Below are 18,504 nucleotides of genomic sequence, written 5' to 3'. Positions count from 1 at the left end.
CTAAAGTTTTTATAAATGATAAATATAGCTTTCCTATCTCTTTGTCTTTAACCTCTTAAATTTCTTATATGCCGACGTAGCTCAGCTGGTAGAGCAATTGCTTCGTAAGCAATGGGTCGTAGGTTCAAATCCTATCGTCGGCTAAATAGAAGAAAATAAAACACCGTATGGGAAAGTTGAAAAGCTTAAAACCACGACGGTGTTTTTCTGTTTTTAAAGCGGTCAAAGGTATTCAGTTGTTATCGGGTATATTCGCGCCATGCTTGCAAATTAATCACAAATCAAACCTTTGGCTTTTTTACATCAATATTTATACGGTTTACAACGCCGAAATGCTCGTGTGGCTGGAAGTTTGTATATATTTACGCGGTTATGTTAGTATTAATGTGTCCTAAATTTTTGTTCGCTATCGTAAAATACCGATTCAAAATATTTTATAAAAACACTGCTCAAACTTTCAACTTTTCCGCCTTTTAATTAATTGACTTTTGAATGCTTATTTTATTTGACTAAATAGTCTCTAAAAAGTATAATTTATGCAATATTTTTATATCAAAAAAGGATGGTCTAATGAACTCTTCTCCAACGTTTTTTCAAAACATTTTAAAGAAAGTAATTTTATACGGTTTGCCTATTCTTTATTTTCTTATTGCGGTTTCTTTTTATCTTAAAACTTACGATTCCGCGCAGATAAAAATAACTCTTTTGCAGATGGGCGGTTTGTTTCTTATAATGAACTGGCTTATTTTAAAAATTGAAGAGAACGATTTTAGTTTTTTCAAAGACAACTTAATATACTTGCTTCCTATTTTGCTTTTTCTTGCGTCGGGGCTTTTGTCTTATGCAATCTCGCCTTTCAAACTTACCAGCTTTAACGAATTTACAAGAAGATTTATATACTGCTTTTTGGCAATAATAGTAATAACCGAGTTTGACGACGAGAATAAACTTTTGAGAATAAAAAATTGGCTTATTTTTGCCGCTTACGTGGCGTGCGTTTACGGCGTTATACAGCTGTTGGATTACTGGCTGTTTCCCGTGCCGGCGCGCAGCGGGCTTGATCCGTTTTTGTGGAGACAGGCGTTCGGATACAGAGTTATGTCCACATTCGGAAACCCGAACTTTTTCGGCGATTTTCTTATAGTTATGAACCCTATAGTGCTTGCGCTTTTTATGCGCAAAAAAAAGTTTTACCTGTTGTTTTTGTGGGCGCTGATAGTTGTTAACGTTATAGCTACTTTCTCCAAAGGCGCATGGATAGGTTTTGCCGTAGGCACGTTCACATTTGCCGCCGTTTACGTTTTGATATTTTTAAGAGATAAAATAAAAAAAGAAGCTCTTATAGCAATAGGCGTTATAGTCTGCGTTTTTGTGGGAATTGCATTTTACGGCGTAATAGCCAAAGCAAAAGAGAGAACCGACAGCGTATCTTTCAGAGTGTTTACATGGATGTCGTGCTGGGAGATGATAAACACAAACCCCGTTTTGGGAACAGGCATAGGCTCGTTTTACGTAACATATCCGGCATACAGAAGACCGCAAATATTTTTTATAGAAGGCAAGCATAACACCGAAAGCGACCACCCGGAAAACGAATATCTTGAAGTGTGGTTTGATGAAGGAATATTAGGCATAAGCATATTTCTGCTTTTGATAGTGTTTGTATTTACTCTCGGATATAAAAACACGCTGTATTTGAACTCGTCCAATAAAACCCGCGACGGACCTTTAGCTTACATACAGCTTGGCGTTATATCGGCGTTTGCGGCAAAACTTTCGCACGATTTCGTCTGCGTTTCGTTAAGGTTTGTTTCGTCGGGCGTTATGTTGTGGCTGCTTATAGGAATAACTATATCTATAGCTGTTCACCTTGCTAAAAATAAAGGCGATTGTGAAAAATTAAAAAATGTTTTAAGCTCGCCGGTAAAAATCATTTTGCAGATAATTATTGCCGTAATTTTTATTTACGCAATAGTATATTTTGCGGGATATTTTAAAGCCGATATTCTTCACTCGCAGGCTATACAGTTTTCAAAAATGAATAACTGGAACAAGGCGCTTGCAACGTACGACGCGGTAAATAAAAATAACCCGTCGTATCCGATGTCTAAATATTTTAAAACTAACGTTTACATAGACAGATGGCAAGCCGGCGACCCTATGATGGCTGAACGCATGTTTAAAGGTTATGCCGGAGATCCGTTAAGAAGCGGGTCTGAAATAATCGGATTGTGGCACCTTGCGCCGAATTACGTGCAGTCAAAATATCTTGCGGGCGTTATGTATTCAAAAATATTTGACGACGCCAGAAAATTAAGACAAGAGTTTATAAATTCGGGAAAATCCCAAGAAGTTATAGAGCAGCAAAACAGAGTTATAGAAAACGCATTTTTCAACGCAGTAAAATATTATAAAGAGTATATTGCAATAGACCCGATATATCCGCTTACTTACTACGGAGTTGCAAAACTTTTTGAAAGCGTCGGAGATTTAAAAACCGCGGAAGAAGCTTACTACGCGCATTTGGCGTATCCGCAGAATTTAAGCAAACCTCCGCACAGCCTTTGGGTTGAAGACAGAAACTCCCCCGACGGCGGCTGGGCAAAAAGAAGAGACGGCGATTACGCCGAAACTTATTTGCAGCTTGGAAATTTCTATCAGTCGCACGGGCAAATTAAGGCGGCCGTGGACGCTTACGTTAAAGGGCTGAAATTAGTTCCCGCATATATTGTTATGAAGAAAAATCTTGCGCTTGCTTACGCAAAACTCGGTGAAAAAAACAATGCTTTGCAGCAGTGGAAAGAAATATATCAGATAGATTACGACGATGCCGATGCTATAAATTATTTGAAAAAAGCCGGAGTTTTAAAATAAAATGCAGATAAGTCCCGACGTTTTGTTTACCATAGCGGGCTTTAACATAACCAACACAGTTGTTACAACGTTGGTTACGGACGCAATAATTATTGTAATTGCGCTTGCGTTCAAACGCGTTTTATCTTTAAGACCGGGCATGTTTCAAAACGCGGTTGAAGCGGTTGTGGATTACTTTCGCGGCACTACGGAGGAAATAGCGGGCTCTCGGGTTTCTTTTATTTATCCGTGGGTGGTAACGTTCTTTTTATTTATAGTCGTTTCAAATTTGGCGGCGCAGCTGCCGGGTTTTGAATCTATAAGATTTATTACGCCGCACTCCGGCGAGCACGGCGTTCCTTTTTTGCGCGCTGCGACGAGCGATTTAAATTTGACTCTTGCTCTTGCAGTTGTTTCCGTTATTGTCACGCATTATTTGAGCGTTAAATATACGGGAATAAAAGCTTACGTAACAAGATTTATTACTTTTAAAATGTTTCCTATTTTTTTATTTGTAGGCATTTTAGAGTTTGCAAACGAAATAACAAAGTTTATTTCTTTTTCGTTCAGGCTTTTCGGAAATATTTACGCCGGAGAAAGAATGATGGGCACTATGTACGGCTTGTTTCCGGTAATTCTTCCCGTTCCGTTTATAGCTTTAGAACTTATGGTGGCATTAATACAGGCGATAGTTTTCGCAATGCTTACAATGGCTTTTATGCATATAATGACGGATAAATCGCATTAACAAAGGAGAAAAAATGGACATTACAACTATTTCATTTTCAGGCGGAATTATCATTGCCCTGGGAGGTCTTGGACCTGCGCTAGGCATTGGTTATATCGGAGCAAAAGCCGTTGAAGCTATAGGAAGAAATCCCGAAGCTTCCGGAAAAATAATGGTAAACATGCTTATAGCCATGGCGTTTGCCGAAGCTATAGCTATTTATTCTCTTATTTTCGCGTTCTAATTTAAAAAGAGACCCAAATGGAAATCATAAAAAAGTTCGGTTTAGAAACAAACTTATTTTTATTTCAGCTTGCTAATTTTCTTATAATAGCGTTTATCTTAAAGAAATTTCTTTTTAAACCTCTTAAGAAAATGCTTGACGAGAGAAAGCGCATTGTTGACCAGTCTTTGCAAGACGCGCAAGACGCAAGAGCCGCGCTTGAAAATGCCGGTCAAGAGAGAGATAAAATTTTAACGTCCGCAAAAACAGACGCCGACGCTTTGGCTGTTGCCGCAAAAGCTTCTCTTGAAGAAACAAAAATCAAACTTACCGACGACGCTAAAAAACGTTCGCAGCAAATTGTTGACGACGCAAAACAAAAAGCCGCCGCAGAGTTTGAAAATTTAAATAAGCAGATAGGCAAAATATCCGCCGACATTTCAGGAAAACTTGTTTCAAAAGTTTTGTCGGATTTGTTTACCGGCGACGAAAAGCAAAAAGTAATTTCGCGAGCTTTAGACAAAATAGAAGAATATGAAAAGAACCCAAATTAAAGAACTTGCAAAAGCTGTAGTTGAAAGCGGCGAATTGTCGGAAAACAATTTGCAGCGCGTTTTTTCTTTGTTTCAAAGAAAAGATTTAAAACTTTTTTCCATGTTTCTTGCAAGGGAAATAAAAGATAAAAACGCAAACGTAAATTTTGCCGGCGAAATAAGCGAAGAAAATAAAAAAAGAATATCCGCGCTTTTTGCAAATAAAAATATTTCTTATAAGCGCGACGACGAAAATATAATAGCCGGAGTCCGTTTTGAATACGGCGATTTTATAATGGATTACAGCGTAGCGGGAATAATAAAAAGAATGCTTGACTCGGTAAAGGAAAATATATGAAACCCGAAGAGATAATACAGCAAATTGAAAAACAATTATATTCAAAAGAAGTATCCGCCGAACTTATAAATTTCGGCGTGGTAGAAACTATCGGCGACGAAATTGTAAAAGCCTCCGGACTTTCAAACGTGGGTTATTACGAAGAAGTTGAGTTTGACGACGGTTCTCTCGGGTTTGTTTTAAATATAGACGAAGATTACGTATCAATAGTTTTGCTTACGGATTCCGGACATATAACCCGCGGCATGAAAATAAAAGCTACGGGGAATATTTTAAGCGTCGCCGTTTCAGACGCTCTTGTGGGAAGAGTAGTTAACGCAGTAGGTCGCCCCATAGACGGCAAAGAGCTTAAAATTGAAAAACCTGTGCGTTATCCCGTTGAGAAAATTGCTCCCGGAATTATAGAAAGAGGTTCGGTTGACAGACCTTTAAAAACAGGAATAACGTCAATAGACGCCATGACGCCAATAGGCAGAGGGCAAAGAGAGCTTATAATCGGCGACCGCAGCACGGGTAAAACCGCTATTGCCATAGACGCTATAATTAATCAGAAAAAGTTGGACATGGGCTTGAAAAGAGTTATATGCATATATTGTTCAATAGGGCAGAAACAGTCAAACCTTGCCGCGATAACCGCAAAGCTTAAAGAAGAGGGCGCGATGGATTACACAATTATCGTGGCGGCAACCGCTTCAGACCCTGCTTCCATGCAGTATATAGCGCCTCTTGCGGCGTGCGCCATAGGCGAATATTTTATGGATAAAGGCGAAGACGTTTTGGTTGTTTACGACGATTTAACAAAGCACGCGTGGGCGTACAGACAAATTTCCTTGTTAATTAAAAGACCCGCCGGACGCGAAGCGTATCCGGGAGATATTTTTTATTTGCACTCAAGGCTTCTTGAAAGAGCCTCGCGGCTTTCCGACAAAAAAGGCGGCGGCACGCTTACCGCGCTTCCTATAATAGAAACTCAAGGCAACGATTTATCAGCCTATGTTCCTACAAACGTAATCTCTATTACCGACGGGCAGATATATCTTGAAGCGGATTTGTTTAACTCGGGAATTCGTCCGGCTATTAACGTAGGTCTTTCGGTTTCGCGCGTAGGCGGAGCGGCGCAGACAAAATCTATGAAACAGCTTGCAGGCCCCGTAAGGCTTGAACTTTCGCAGTTTAGAGAACTTCAGTCTTTTGCTCAGTTTGGAAGCGACCTTGACGAAGACACTCTCAAGAGGCTTGAAAGAGGAAAACGAATAACTGAAATTTTAAAACAGCCGCAATATGCGCCTTACGACGAGATTTCGGAAATTTTGTCAATATTTGCGGTAACAAACGGACTTTTTGACGACATAGACGCCGGCAAACTTAAAGAAGTAGAAAAAGAAATGATTGCTTACGTTAAAAAAACGGCGCCCGAACAAGTTAAAAAACTTTTAACCGGCGCAAAAATTGACGACGCTTTAAAATCTGAAATTGAAAATACAATAAAGAGTTTTAAAAAAATAAATAATTATGGCTCAAAATCTACAGCAGCTTAAAAAAAGAATAAAGTCGTCGCAAAGCATCGCTCAAATAGCAAAAGCTATGGAGATGATTGCTGCGTCTAAAATACGCAAAGCCCAGAGCGCTGTGGAAAAGCATAATCCGTATGCAAAAAGAATTACGCATATCGTGCAAAAAATTCTTGCAGATAAAGATTTAAGCGACGGAACGGAGTTGTTTTCAAAAGAAAGAGAAGGTAAAAAATTAATTTTTATAATTGCGCCAGACAAAGGTTTGTGCGGGGGGCTTGTAGTAAATCTTTTTAAAAAACTTTCCGCATATATTGCAAAAGACGATTACGTTGTGGCAATAGGTAAAAAAGCCGTTCATAACGCGGTGAAATACAATTATAACGTTATAGCTTCTTTTAACGTAGGTTCAAGCTTTCCAAGGTTTGAAGATATTGCTCCGATGATAGAGCTTGCGAAAAATTTTTATATGTCAAAAGAAGCGGCGGCGGTTTCCGTAGTATATACGGAGTTTAAAAATATGCTTATTCAGGAAGCTTTGGCGGAAGAAATTTTCCCGATAGCGCCGAATGAAAAATTTTCGGAAAGCGGAATAGATTACATATTTGAGCCGTCTGCAGGTAAAGTTCTTGAAGATTTAATGCCGTATTATTTTGAAGTGCGTTTTTACAGCGCGGTAATGAACGCTTACGCTTCCGAGCAGGCGGCAAGAATGACGGCTATGAAAAACGCAAAAGAGAACGCAAACGAAATATCCGATTCTTTAACAAATATATATAACAAGTCCAGACAGGAAAAAATTACTAACGAACTTTTAGACCTTGCCAACGGGCAACAGGAACAGGAAAATTAAAATGGGAAATAATGAAAAAAACAGTTCTCAGGGAAAAGTTATAAGAATTCAGGGCGCCGTCGTAGATTTGCGTTTTGAGGGCGCCGTTCCGGAAGTTTACGAAGCGCTTACGCTTACAATGCCCGACGGAAAAACTTTAGTTCTTGAAACCATGTTTGAAATGGATAATTCGGAAGTCCGAACAATAGCCATGGGTTCCACCGACGCTATGAAAAGAGGAATGATTGCTCAAAGAACTTTCGCGCCTATAAAAGTGCCCGTGGGAGAAAAAACTCTCGGCAGAATTTTTAACGTTTTGGGAGAGCCTATAGACGCGCTTGGCAAAATAGACGCTTCTTCTTTGAGAAACCCCATACACAGAGCGGCGCCTTCTTTTATAGATCAAAAAACTACGCCGGAAATGCTTGAAACCGGCATAAAAGTTATAGATTTAATTTCACCGTTTACCAAAGGCGGAAAAATAGGAATTTTCGGCGGAGCGGGCGTAGGGAAAACCGTTATCGTTAAAGAACTTATAAGAAATATCGCCGCGGTTCACAAAGGACACTCTGTCTTTGCGGGCGTAGGAGAAAGAACCAGAGAAGGAACGGATTTGTGGATGGAAATGGTGGAGTCTAAAGTTATGGATAAAACCGTTTTGGTTTTCGGGCAGATGAACGAACCTCCCGGAAACAGAATGAGAGTCGCTTTAACGGCGCTTACAATGTCCGAATATTTTCGCGACGAAAAAGGCGAAGACGTTCTTTTGTTTATAGATAATATTTTTAGATTTGCGCAGGCCGGCAGCGAAGTTTCCGCGCTTCTTGGAAGAATGCCTTCCGCAGTGGGATATCAGCCTAACCTTGCAAAAGACATGGGCGACTTGCAGGAAAGAATTACGTCAACCAATAAAGGTTCCGTTACTTCCGTGCAGGCGGTTTATGTTCCCGCCGACGATTATACAGACCCTGCGCCTGTTGCGATTTTTGCCCATTTAGACGCAACTCTTACTTTGGACAGAGCTATTATGGAACAAGGACTTTATCCGGCTGTAAATCCGTTGACCTCTTCTTCAAGGCTTCTTGACCCTAACACCGTCGGAGAAGACCATTACAACGTAGCGATGTCGGTTAAAAAGATTTTACAGAAATACAAAGATTTGCAGGACATAATAGCAATTTTGGGAATGGACGAGCTTTCCGACGAAGATAAATTAACCGTAAGCCGCGCCAGAAAAGTTCAAAGATTTTTAACGCAGCCGATGTTTGTTGCGGAAATGTTTACGGGTCTTGAAGGCAGATACGTTAAAACCGAAGAAACAATAAAAGGTTTTAAAGACATCATAGAAGGAAAATACGACGCCCTTCCGGAGCAGGCGTTTTATATGGTGGGAACTATAGAAGAAGCAATTAAAAAAGCGGGAAAGTCTTAATCTAAAAAAAGAAAATTAATTAAATGAATACTTTTGAACTTGAAATATTATCTCCTGAAGGAAGTTCTTTTAAAGGCAACGTTTTGTCGGCGTCGTTTCCTACGGCAAGCGGCGTTATTACCGTTTTGCCCGGACATGCCAACCTTGTTACAAAACTTGTTGAAGGGCAAATTCTTCTTCAAACGGAATTGTCGGGAGCAAAAATAATAATAGTTACCGGCGGGTTTATAGAAATTTTTAACGGTAAAACAAATATAGTTGCGGAGTTTGCAATTCAAGACGACGCAAACAGAGAAAAAATAGAAAAAGCCATGAAACTTGCAAAAGAAATAAAAGAAAAGAAAAAAAATTCAGTTGATATGTCCGTGGTGGAATCGCAGCTTAAAAAATCGGTTTTTGAATTGAAATCGGGAATAAATTTAAAAAGAAAAAACTAATACAGGAGCGTTACCATGTCAGGTCACAATAAGTGGGCAAGTATTAAACACAAAAAAGCCGCAACAGACGCAAAAAAAGGTAAAGTTTTTACTAAAATTATCAGAGAAATAGTTATAGCCGCAAAAGAAGGCGGCGGCGCGCTGGAGCACAATGCCCGTCTTAGAAAAGTTATAGAAGACGCTAAAGTAGCCAACATGCCTCAAGACAATATTAAAAAAGCAATACAGCGCGGCACCGGCGAACTCCCCGGTTTGGTTTATGAGGAAATAAATTACGAAGGTTACGGTCCGGCGGGAGTTGCGTTAATAGTTGAAGTTACAACCGACAACAAAAATAGAACCGCGTCTGAAATAAGAAAAATGTTTTCATCGCATAACGGCAATTTGGGAGAAACAGGTTCCGTAGGCTGGATGTTTGACAGAAAAGGTTATATAACCGTTCAAAAGAGCGCGGGCGACGAAGAAACTCTTATGAATATAGCGTTGGAAGCAGGCGCTGAAGATTTTAAAAACGAGCCCGACAGCGAAACTTATGAAATTGTAACCGCTCCTTCGGATTTGGATAAAGTAAAAACAGCGCTTAAAGAAAAAAATATAACTTCGGAGTCCGCGGAAATTTCACTAATTCCGCAGACCTACGTTAAGCTTACCGGCGACGATGCGAAAAGCATGCTTAAACTTATGGACGAACTTGAAGAGCACGACGACGTAAAAAACGTTTACGCAAACTTTGATATTTCCGCGGAAGATATGGAAAAATTGGGAGACTAATGATAGTTTTAGGAATTGACCCCGGTATTGAAACAACCGGTTGGGGAGTGGTAAAATCCATAGAAAGAGAAAAAATAATTCCCGTTTCATACGGGGCGATTCTTACGACTTCAAAAGAAAGTTTAATAGAAAGACTTCAAAGCATTAACAAACAGCTTCAGGAAGTTATAAATAAATACAAACCAAACGTTGTTGCAATAGAACAGTTGTTTTTCTTAAAGCGCGCCGCCACGGTTGCGCAGGTAGGTCAGGCGAGAGGCGCAATAGTTTTAACAATAGCGCAAAATAAATTACCTTTATACGAATATAATCCGCGCAGCGTAAAAATTTCGCTAACGGGTTACGGTTCGGCGGATAAGCAGCAAATGCAGAGAATGGTTCAATCTGCTCTCGGTTTAAAAGAAATTCCTCGTCCCGATGACGCTGCCGACGCTCTTGCAATGGCAATATGCCACTTGAACTCAACAAAATACAATTCTAATGCGTTGCCCAAAGACGCTCTCAACAATTTGTATAAAAAAAACAGAACGCAATCCGACCGTTTCAGCGAAAAACAAATTTTAGAAATTCTAAAAAAACGCAGTAAACAATAAATTGACGAAGAATACTTTTTGTATGCTAAAATAAACAGCGCGCGGAGTAAGATGAAAAAATTTTCCTGTTATTTAATTTTAATTACATTTGCCTCAATACTTTTTTCGTGCGCATCCGCACCAACGGTAAGAGTAAATACTGTACGTCCTCCGATTGTTGATATGAGAGGAATAAAAACTATTACGGTTTTGCCGTTTGAGCTGCAATATAAGCCGGATACTTTCGGGAAAAAAGCAGGAAGCGCAGCGTTAGATATTTTAGGACTGGAGTATACGGCGGATAGATATAAATTGGGAAAATTTATCACCGTGCAAATTATCAAAGAACTTGCCGCATATGGGTTTTACGAGGTTATTGATTATTCTAATGCAAATATTGATACGCTGCCGGACATTGTCGGATATACGTTGCAATCTAAAGGTAACTATAAAAGTAAAAACAAACGAGTTCCGGATGCTTTCATTGGCGGAGAGATAAAAACATTTTCAGTTGATAAGCATAAAGAGTGGGAAACAGAAGAAAATAAAGACGGCGAAAAGAAAAAAGTTCAGTACTATTACACTGATGTGGCTCTGGAAATTCCTTATATTGTTTTGCGCTCGTCCGATAGTAAAATATTATTGAAAGAATCGCAACAAAAGAGTTCCGGAGAAAAAGATACGGGCAAATATTATCCTTCGGAATATGCAATTGCGGAAGACATTGTAAAAAAATCCGTGAAAACTATAGTAGGGAAAATACATCCGCGGCAGACGGTTGCAAGTTATGAACTTGAAAAAGATAAGTCCGATGATCCGAGAATGGAAATTGCGGACAAATTCGTTAAAAATAATAACTATGCGGCGGCGCTTCCTTATTATCAAACTGTTTACAAAGAAACCGGAAATGAAGCCGCCGGATACAATGCCGCAATTCTTTTAGACGCTACGGGAGAGTATTCTCAAGCCGTAAATGCCATAGAGAACTTTATTAACTCAATAACAGATCCTAAAATAAGAACAAAAGCGGTTGACCAGCTGGTGCGTATGCATAATGATATTCAAGATCGCAAACTTATGGAGTCTTATTTGCAAGGTGAGTAAATGATAGATTATCTTAACGGAATTATTAACCATAAAACAACTAACGAGATTACGCTTGACGTTTCCGGCGTAGGTTACGCGGTATATGCGCCTGTTTCAACTTTTGAAAAGCTGCCTCAAACAGGTGAGCTTGTTAAAATTTATATTTTTGAAGCCGTTAGCGGCATGTATGGCGGCGTTATAAATTTATACGGTTTTTTAACGCGCGAAGAAAGAGATATGTTCATTTTAATTAAAGACGAAGTTCCGGGAACGGGTGCAAAAAAGGCGCTTGAGTATCTTGATAAAATTTCAAAATCTTTCGCGGATTTTAAGACGGCGGTTGAAACTAAAAACACATCGCTTCTTACCGGCGTTTTCGGTTTTACCAAAAAAACAGCTGAAAAACTTATTGCAGCATTAAAAGACAAAATATCCGGCGTACAAATTATCGGGCAGGAAAAATGGTCGGGGGTTAAAGATTACTCGCAAACTTCAGTCGTTTCTCAGGCAATTGCAGGGCTTATTGCTATAGGATATAAAGAGCTCCCGTCGCGCAACGCCGTTTCCCAAGCATATTCCGAAGACGAAAACGTCACCTTGGAAAAACTGATAAAAAAAGCTTTGAACTTATATAAAGATATTTAAAGGATAGGGGATTGTAATGTTTGCAATGCTCTCTGATTATATATGTGACATAATTGGTGATTTTTACAATGAATTTGCAATAAAGTCTAATAGAACTGATTATGAAAATGGCGAATTATCTGCTGATGTGAAATCATTAACATTGATTGAACAATTGCTAATTAAATACAACGTTCGTTATATCTATAATGGGGATATTACTCCAAAAACGGGCAAATATTGCCATTGCGTAAGCCATCAGAACTTAAATTTAGAAATGATGATTTTGAAAAAGAAATATTAAAAAAAATAATTTATGAATATGTAAACGAATTACAAAAACTTTACTATGAGGCAGAACACAAAAAAGGCAATTTTGCATCAGGCGAAAGTATAGCATATTGTTTTATTTTGCACTGGCTTGATGACGATATAGACACTTTTGAACTACGCAATGAATTTAAAGATTTAGAAATTTCAGTTGGAATTGAGTCAAGCAAAAATAATCATAACCAGCAAAACAGGGAATAAAAATGGATGAAATAGATAAAATATTAGAGGCGCAAGCATTGCAAGACGAGGATAAAATTGAAAATTCGCTTCGTCCGAAAACTCTTGACGATTTTATAGGGCAGAATAAACTCAAAGAGAATTTAAAAATTTTTATTGAGGCTGCTAAAAAGAGAAAAGAGTCTCTTGATCACTGCTTGTTTTACGCTCCTCCCGGTCTTGGCAAAACCACTTTGTCGCATATAATTGCAAGAGAGATGGGCGGAAATTTAAGAATGACGTCCGGTCCTGTTTTAAAAAAAGTGGGAGACCTTGCGGCAATTCTTACAAACTTATCCGAAGGCGATGTGTTTTTTATAGATGAAATTCACAGATTAAATCACCTTGTTGAAGAATCGCTTTATTCCGTTATGGAAGATTTTGAATTAGATATAATAATCGGGCAAGGTCCGTCGGCAAAAACAATAAAACTTCCCGTTCCGCGTTTTACGCTTGTGGGCGCAACTACCCGCACGGGGCTTCTTTCCAGCCCTTTGCGCGACAGGTTTGGCATTGTGGAGCATTTAGATTTTTATAACGATACGGAACTTGTGCAAATTGTAAAACGTTCCGCGCTGATAATGAATGTGGAAATTGTAAGCGATGCCGCCGAAGAAATTGCAAGACGCTCAAGAGGCACGCCGAGAATTGTAAACAGACTTTTAAAAAGAGTCAGAGATTTTGCGGAAGTTGCCGGCGGAAAAGTTACCCGCGAAATAGCGGGCGGCGCTCTTGAAGCTTTAGCTGTAGATAAAGCCGGTCTTGATAAAATGGACAGACTTTTGCTTACGACAATAATTGAAAAATTCGGCGGAGGTCCGGTAGGTGTGGACACTCTTTCGGTAGCTCTTTCGGAAGAAGTTGACACCATAACGGACGTTTACGAGCCTTATCTTATACAGTCGGGCTTTATTGCCCGCACGCCGCGCGGAAGAGTTGTAACCGAAGCAGGTTTTAAACATGTGGGCGCAAAAGCGCCGAAAAATCTTCAGAGAGATCTTTTATAATGACGCGGCTTCTTTTGCATATTTGCTGCGCGCCGTGTTCCGCGTCCGCGGCGGATGTTCTAAAAAATAACTTTGATGTGTCTTTCTACTGGTTTAACCCTAATATTTACGACCAAAAAGAATACGAAATAAGAAAAGAAAACGCCAAGCGTTTCGCAAAAGAGCTTGGCGTGAATTTTTACGAGGAAGACGGTTTTATTTACGACGGTAAAAAATGGAAACAGGAAAGCTCTTTGATTTGTGAAAACTGCTATAAACTCCGTCTTGAAAAAACGGCAAAATTTGCAAAAGATAATAATTTTGACGCATTTTCAACGTCGCTTTTATCAAGTCCGTATCAAAAGCACGAACTTATAAAACAAATTTCCCAAAAATTATCTTTAGAATATAAAATAGATTTCGTTTATAAAGATTTCCGTCCGAAATTTTATGAAGGCAAAAATTCGTTAAGGGCTAAAGGCTACTACTTGCAAAAATACTGCGGATGCGAAAAATCTTTTCAGGAAATGCTTGAAAGAAAAAATAACAAATGATTAAAAAAATATTTTTATTGTTGCTGCCTATATTTGCGGTGTTGTTTTCATCTTGCCTAAGCACGCAGGTGAAACAGTCAAACATTTCTTTCTCGTCGGAAGTTGAGAATAAATACGTTCGCATAGGCATAGTTTTAAATACTGCGTATTTTACCGTTTCAAGCGCAAAAACAATTTCCGTTACGGACGCTTCGGGCAAGAAACTTACCTTAAGCAAAGGAAACGTAAAGTTTTCTTATTATTCAAACGGTAAACTTGGTTTTAACGACGAGTCTCTGTCTTTTCCCGTGAAAATAGAGAGCGCAAATAATGTTATATACGTTAATAAAAAAGCTTATCGCGGCAGTCTTGTTATAAATAAAGACGGAGATAGCGTAAACGTAATAAACGTTTTGCCCGTTGAAGATTATATTAAAGGCGTTTTGCCGAAAGAAGCAAACGCCGGCTGGCACGCGGAGGCGTTGAAAACTCAGGCTGTTATAAGCAGAACATATACTCTTGCAAATTTAGGCAAGCATAAAGATAAAGGTTTTGATATGTGTTCCACCACGCACTGTCAGGTTTACGCAGGCGCGGAAGTTGAAACGGCTGCCACAAATAAAGCCGTAAGCCAAACCGAAGGGCAAGTGCTTACATATAACGGAAAATTCGCAAATACTTTTTTTCACGCTAACTGTGGCGGGCACACGGAAGATCCTAAATACGTTTGGGATACCAAAGATACGCCGGAATATCTTAAAGGCGTTAAATGCGGATATTGCAAAAATGCGCCGCATTCGTCTTGGGAACAATCGCTTGACGAAAGTTTTATACGTTCAAAACTTTCCGCGGCAGGTTTTAACGTAGGAATTATAAAATCTATAAAAGTTAAAGGCGAAACGCCTGCGGGTTCTGCAAAAGAAATTGTAATCAACGGTTCAAAAAATACCGTTACAATAAACGCCTATAAATTCAGACTTGCCGTGGACGCGTGGAAAATAAAAAGCGTTACCTTTGACGGCATAAAAAAATCCGACGACAATTTTATATTTAAAGGGCATGGCTGGGGGCATAAAGTAGGGCTTTGCCAATGGGGCGCAAAAGGTATGGCTGAATCCGGAAAAAATTATCAGAAAATTTTGAAGCATTTTTACCCCGGCACAAAACTTGAAAAGGTTCAATATAAATGACGCAGGACAAACTTCTTACAAACTACGACTACGATATTCCCTCGGAACTTATTGCGCAGAAACCCGCCGACAGAAGAGATTCTTCGCGTCTTTTTGTTGTTGACAGAAAAAGCGGAAAGTTTCGGCACAGACATTTTTCCGATATAACCGCATATTTTTCTGAAGGCGATTGCCTTGTAATAAATACCACTAAAGTTGTTCCTTCAAGGCTTTTCGGCAAAAAAGCCACCGGCGGAAAAGTTGAACTTTTATTTTTAGACCCGGTTGCGCATTCCAAAGAAAATTCTTATAAAGTTTTAATGAAACCTTTTTTGGAAACAGGGAAAAAAGTTTTTTTTGACAACGGTTACGAGTGCGAAATAAAACATAAAACGCCTCGGGGCGAAGTTGTTGTAGAATTCAACAAAGCCGATATTTTAAGTTTTCTCCAAAAACAGGGAGTAATGCCGCTTCCTCCTTATATAAACAGAAAAGAGGGTCTTGCCCTGCAGCTTTCAAATTTTGACAAAGAGCGTTACCAAACGGTTTATGCGGCGCAGCAGGGCGCAATTGCAGCGCCAACCGCAGGGCTTCATTTTACGCAAGAAATTTTAAACGCTCTCAAAGATAAAGGCGTTAAAATTGCCACGCTTACTTTACACGTGGGCTGGGGAACTTTTAAACCTATTGTAAGCGACGAAATAGATAATCATAAAATGATGTCCGAAAAATTTTCTATAGATTCGCAAAACGCGCAAAAAATTAATGCGGCAAAAAAAGAAAATAAAAAAATTTTCTCGGTAGGCACAACTTCCACAAGGGCGCTTGAAACTCTTGCAAATATTTTTAACGGCGAAATAAAAGAATATTCCGGCGAAACTTCAATTTTTATTTATCCGGGATACAAATTTAAAATTCCGGACGTTTTAATAACAAATTTGCATTTGCCTAAATCCACTCCTCTTATGATGGCAAGCGCGTTTGCTTCAAGAGAGTTAATGCTTAAAGCGTATAAAGAAGCCGTTAAAGAAAAGTACAGATTTTTTTCTTACGGCGACTCTATGATAATTTTATAAAATTGATATAATATAAATAATTATGAAATGTAAAATGAGTTTTGAAGACATTAAGAAAAACCCCGAAATAAAAACTTATCTTGATTTTACGGATAAGGCTTTTGTGCGCATGGGTTATAAAGAGCACGGGCAAAATCACGCCCGTTATGCCGCCGAAAGAGCCGAATATGTTTTAAAAGAGCTCGGATACGACCAAAAAGATCAGGAACTTGCAAAAGTTGCCGCTTATCTTCACGATATAGGAAACGTTATTTCCAAACACGACCACGCTCACAGCGGCGCGATAATGTTTTTGAATTTTGTAGATGAAAAAGATTTTGACGAAGACGTTTACGCGGTCGCTACGGCAATAGGAAATCATGAAGATAAAGATACCGACCCTATCTCGGCGGTTGCCGCAGCCATTGTCTTGGGCGATAAAACAGACGTCCGCCACGAAAGGCTTAGAACCGACGAAGTAAAAAAATCCGATAAACATTCTAAAGTTATAGCGGCTTGTAAGAGAACAGATCTTGTTGCAGATAAAGACGCAAAAACTATTTCGCTGATTATAGAGATAGACACAGGCATTTGCAGCGTTATGGATTATTTTGAAATTTTTATTGCAAGAACCAACTTTTGCCGGCGAGCCAGCCGCGTTTTAGGATGTAATTTTCAACTCTATATTAACGAGGATAAATTACTGTAATGGCGGAAGTAGGCTCGTATAAATTAATTAAAAAATCATCGCAGTGCAAAGCGCGCCTGGGACAGGTTTACACTACAAGAGGCGTTATTGACACTCCCGTATTTATGCCCGTGGGAACTCAAGGCACGGTAAAAGGCGTGCCCAACGAAGACTTGCAAAATTCGGGCGCGCAGATAATTTTGGCAAACTCCTATCACTTATACCTTCGTCCGGGAACGGAAATAATAAAAAAAGCCGGCGGCATACAAAAATTTAATTCGTGGAACCGCCCCATGCTTACCGATTCCGGCGGGTTTCAAATTTTCAGCCTTAACGAAATAAGAAAACTTACCGAAGACGGCGCGAAGTTTCAATCTCATATAGACGGTTCGTCGCACTTTTTTTCTCCCGAAAAATCCATGCAGATTCAAAAAGATATAGGCGCGGATATTATAATGTGTTTTGACGAGTGCACTCCTTACCCTGCAACTTACAAATACGCGAAAAATTCCATGGAGTTAAGTTTAAGATGGGCAAAAAGATGCAGAGAAGAATTTTATAAAGACGACGCTTGTAAAACCCAGTCGCTGTTTGGAATTATTCAGGGTTCAACTTATGAAGATTTAAGAAAAATAAGCGCTCAAGAAATGACTGAAATGAATTTTACGGGGTATGCAATCGGCGGCGTTTCCGTAGGAGAACCGAAAGAAGAAAAAGAAAAAGTTATAGAAACCGTAGAGCCGTATTTGCCTGAAAATAAAGCAAGGTATTTAATGGGCGTAGGAATGCCGGAAGATTTATGGGAAGGCGTCAGCCGCGGCATAGATATGTTTGACTGCGTTATACCTACAAGAAACGGACGCAACGGACAAGTTTTTACAAGCATGGGCAAAATTAACATAAGAAACGCGGAGTTTAAAGAAGATTTTACTTCGTTAGACCCGCAGTGCAATTGTCCTACGTGTAAGGGGTATTCCAAAGCGTATCTTAACCACTTGGTAAGAGCGCAGGAAAGCCTTTATTTGGGACTTTTATCTTTACATAATATTTATTTTATGATAAACTTGATGTCTAAAATAAGAAAATCATTGGAAAACGATACATTTCTTGAAGCAAAAAAAGAGTTTTTTGAGAACTATTATTCAAGAGGAACTCGCTAAATTGGAGATATCATGGAAAAGAGTATTTTTTCGGCAGTTTTAGTATTGGTTTTTGCGGCATCTGCTTTCGCGCAAGGCGAAGCGGCGCAGGGCGGACTTTTCGGCGGCGGCATGGGCGGATTGTTGCCGCTTATTTTAATTTTTGTTTTTTTCTACTTGTTCCTTTTAAGACCGCAGCAGAAAAAAGCTAAAGAACACGCGAAACTTTTAAATGCGTTGAAAAAAGACGACAGAGTAATTACCTCTGGCGGAGTTTATGCAACCGTCGTATCCGTTAAAGGAAACATCATTGAAGCTAAAATTGCCGACGGAGTAAATATACAAATTGCAAAACAGTCTATAGGCACCGTAATTACAAAACAGGAAGAAGACGCAGCGCAGGTTGAAGTTGTAAAAAAATAAAGT

The 18,504-nt window shown here is 39.2% G+C and carries 21 protein-coding genes and 1 tRNA gene; all 22 read left to right on the top strand.

Annotated elements, in window-relative coordinates; all coding sequences use genetic code 11:
* Positions 1-70 precede the first annotated feature (70 nt).
* The 22 genes from Epro_RS02940 (at position 71) to yajC (ending at position 18,501) form a co-directional block, all read left to right on the top strand.
* Positions 71-143: transfer RNA gene (locus Epro_RS02940), tRNA-Thr, on the top strand.
* A 427-nt stretch (positions 144-570) separates the two neighbouring features.
* Positions 571-2,874, top strand: a complete 2,304-nt coding sequence (locus Epro_RS02935) for an O-antigen ligase family protein (RefSeq protein WP_052570429.1) — start codon at positions 571-573, stop codon at positions 2,872-2,874.
* Position 2,875: 1 nt separating this feature from the next.
* The gene (locus Epro_RS02930) at positions 2,876-3,601 is read left to right on the top strand and encodes a F0F1 ATP synthase subunit A (RefSeq protein WP_052570427.1); all 726 of its coding nucleotides are present in this window, start codon (positions 2,876-2,878) and stop codon (positions 3,599-3,601) included.
* A gap of 13 nt (positions 3,602-3,614) precedes the next feature.
* Positions 3,615-3,824: an ATP synthase F0 subunit C gene (atpE, locus tag Epro_RS02925; RefSeq protein WP_052570425.1), complete on the top strand. Its 210-nt coding sequence runs from the start codon at positions 3,615-3,617 to the stop codon at positions 3,822-3,824.
* A 17-nt stretch (positions 3,825-3,841) separates the two neighbouring features.
* On the top strand, positions 3,842-4,357 hold the full coding sequence (locus Epro_RS02920) for a F0F1 ATP synthase subunit B family protein (protein ID WP_052570423.1): 516 nt from the start codon (positions 3,842-3,844) through the stop codon (positions 4,355-4,357).
* Positions 4,338-4,694 (top strand): F0F1 ATP synthase subunit delta, encoded by a 357-nt coding sequence (locus Epro_RS02915; protein ID WP_052570421.1) that lies wholly within the window; start codon positions 4,338-4,340, stop codon positions 4,692-4,694. Before Epro_RS02920 ends, Epro_RS02915 begins: the two co-directional genes overlap by 20 nt.
* Positions 4,691-6,232 carry a F0F1 ATP synthase subunit alpha gene (gene atpA, locus Epro_RS02910; RefSeq protein ID WP_052570418.1) on the top strand — a complete coding sequence of 514 codons (1,542 nt, stop codon included), beginning with the start codon at positions 4,691-4,693 and terminating at the stop codon, positions 6,230-6,232. The genes Epro_RS02915 and atpA overlap by 4 nt, the downstream gene beginning before the upstream one ends.
* On the top strand, positions 6,207-7,058 hold the full coding sequence (gene atpG, locus Epro_RS02905; protein WP_052570416.1) for an ATP synthase F1 subunit gamma: 852 nt from the start codon (positions 6,207-6,209) through the stop codon (positions 7,056-7,058). Before atpA ends, atpG begins: the two co-directional genes overlap by 26 nt.
* Position 7,059: 1 nt before the next feature.
* On the top strand, positions 7,060-8,469 hold the full coding sequence (atpD, locus tag Epro_RS02900) for a F0F1 ATP synthase subunit beta (RefSeq protein ID WP_052570415.1): 1,410 nt from the start codon (positions 7,060-7,062) through the stop codon (positions 8,467-8,469).
* A 23-nt stretch (positions 8,470-8,492) separates the two neighbouring features.
* Positions 8,493-8,906 (top strand): ATP synthase F1 subunit epsilon, encoded by a 414-nt coding sequence (gene atpC / locus Epro_RS02895; RefSeq protein WP_052570413.1) that lies wholly within the window; start codon positions 8,493-8,495, stop codon positions 8,904-8,906.
* Between the two features lie 15 nt (positions 8,907-8,921).
* On the top strand, positions 8,922-9,677 hold the full coding sequence (locus Epro_RS02890) for a YebC/PmpR family DNA-binding transcriptional regulator (RefSeq protein WP_052570411.1): 756 nt from the start codon (positions 8,922-8,924) through the stop codon (positions 9,675-9,677).
* Positions 9,677-10,270, top strand: coding sequence for a crossover junction endodeoxyribonuclease RuvC (gene ruvC, locus Epro_RS02885; RefSeq protein ID WP_082121477.1), 594 nt, complete (start codon positions 9,677-9,679; stop codon positions 10,268-10,270). Before Epro_RS02890 ends, ruvC begins: the two co-directional genes overlap by 1 nt.
* 162 nt (positions 10,271-10,432) lie before the next feature.
* Positions 10,433-11,353, top strand: a complete 921-nt coding sequence (locus tag Epro_RS02880) for a tetratricopeptide repeat protein (protein ID WP_144412031.1) — start codon at positions 10,433-10,435, stop codon at positions 11,351-11,353.
* The gene (ruvA, locus tag Epro_RS02875) at positions 11,354-11,980 is read left to right on the top strand and encodes a Holliday junction branch migration protein RuvA (RefSeq protein ID WP_052570406.1); all 627 of its coding nucleotides are present in this window, start codon (positions 11,354-11,356) and stop codon (positions 11,978-11,980) included. It begins immediately after the preceding gene.
* A gap of 219 nt (positions 11,981-12,199) precedes the next feature.
* Complete coding sequence (locus Epro_RS02870; RefSeq protein WP_144412030.1) at positions 12,200-12,490, top strand: hypothetical protein; 291 nt, start codon at positions 12,200-12,202, stop codon at positions 12,488-12,490.
* Between the two features lie 2 nt (positions 12,491-12,492).
* Complete coding sequence (ruvB, locus tag Epro_RS02865) at positions 12,493-13,515, top strand: Holliday junction branch migration DNA helicase RuvB (protein WP_052570401.1); 1,023 nt, start codon at positions 12,493-12,495, stop codon at positions 13,513-13,515.
* Positions 13,515-14,048 (top strand): epoxyqueuosine reductase QueH, encoded by a 534-nt coding sequence (locus Epro_RS02860; protein ID WP_052570399.1) that lies wholly within the window; start codon positions 13,515-13,517, stop codon positions 14,046-14,048. Before ruvB ends, Epro_RS02860 begins: the two co-directional genes overlap by 1 nt.
* Positions 14,045-15,217, top strand: coding sequence for a SpoIID/LytB domain-containing protein (locus Epro_RS02855; protein WP_052570398.1), 1,173 nt, complete (start codon positions 14,045-14,047; stop codon positions 15,215-15,217). Before Epro_RS02860 ends, Epro_RS02855 begins: the two co-directional genes overlap by 4 nt.
* Entirely contained in the window at positions 15,214-16,272 is a 1,059-nt protein-coding gene (queA, locus tag Epro_RS02850) for a tRNA preQ1(34) S-adenosylmethionine ribosyltransferase-isomerase QueA (protein WP_052570396.1), read from the top strand. Before Epro_RS02855 ends, queA begins: the two co-directional genes overlap by 4 nt.
* Before the next feature lie 34 nt (positions 16,273-16,306).
* Positions 16,307-16,960 carry an HD domain-containing protein gene (locus tag Epro_RS02845; protein ID WP_052570393.1) on the top strand — a complete coding sequence of 218 codons (654 nt, stop codon included), beginning with the start codon at positions 16,307-16,309 and terminating at the stop codon, positions 16,958-16,960.
* Positions 16,960-18,099, top strand: a complete 1,140-nt coding sequence (gene tgt / locus Epro_RS02840; protein WP_052570391.1) for a tRNA guanosine(34) transglycosylase Tgt — start codon at positions 16,960-16,962, stop codon at positions 18,097-18,099. The genes Epro_RS02845 and tgt overlap by 1 nt, the downstream gene beginning before the upstream one ends.
* 12 nt (positions 18,100-18,111) lie before the next feature.
* Complete coding sequence (gene yajC / locus Epro_RS02835) at positions 18,112-18,501, top strand: preprotein translocase subunit YajC (protein WP_052570390.1); 390 nt, start codon at positions 18,112-18,114, stop codon at positions 18,499-18,501.
* Positions 18,502-18,504 lie beyond the last annotated feature (3 nt).

The organism is Endomicrobium proavitum (assembly GCF_001027545.1).
GTDB lineage: Bacteria > Elusimicrobiota > Endomicrobiia > Endomicrobiales > Endomicrobiaceae > Endomicrobium > Endomicrobium proavitum.
Note: the sequence above shows the minus strand (reverse complement) of the source record. Positions and strands in the feature narration are given on the sequence as shown.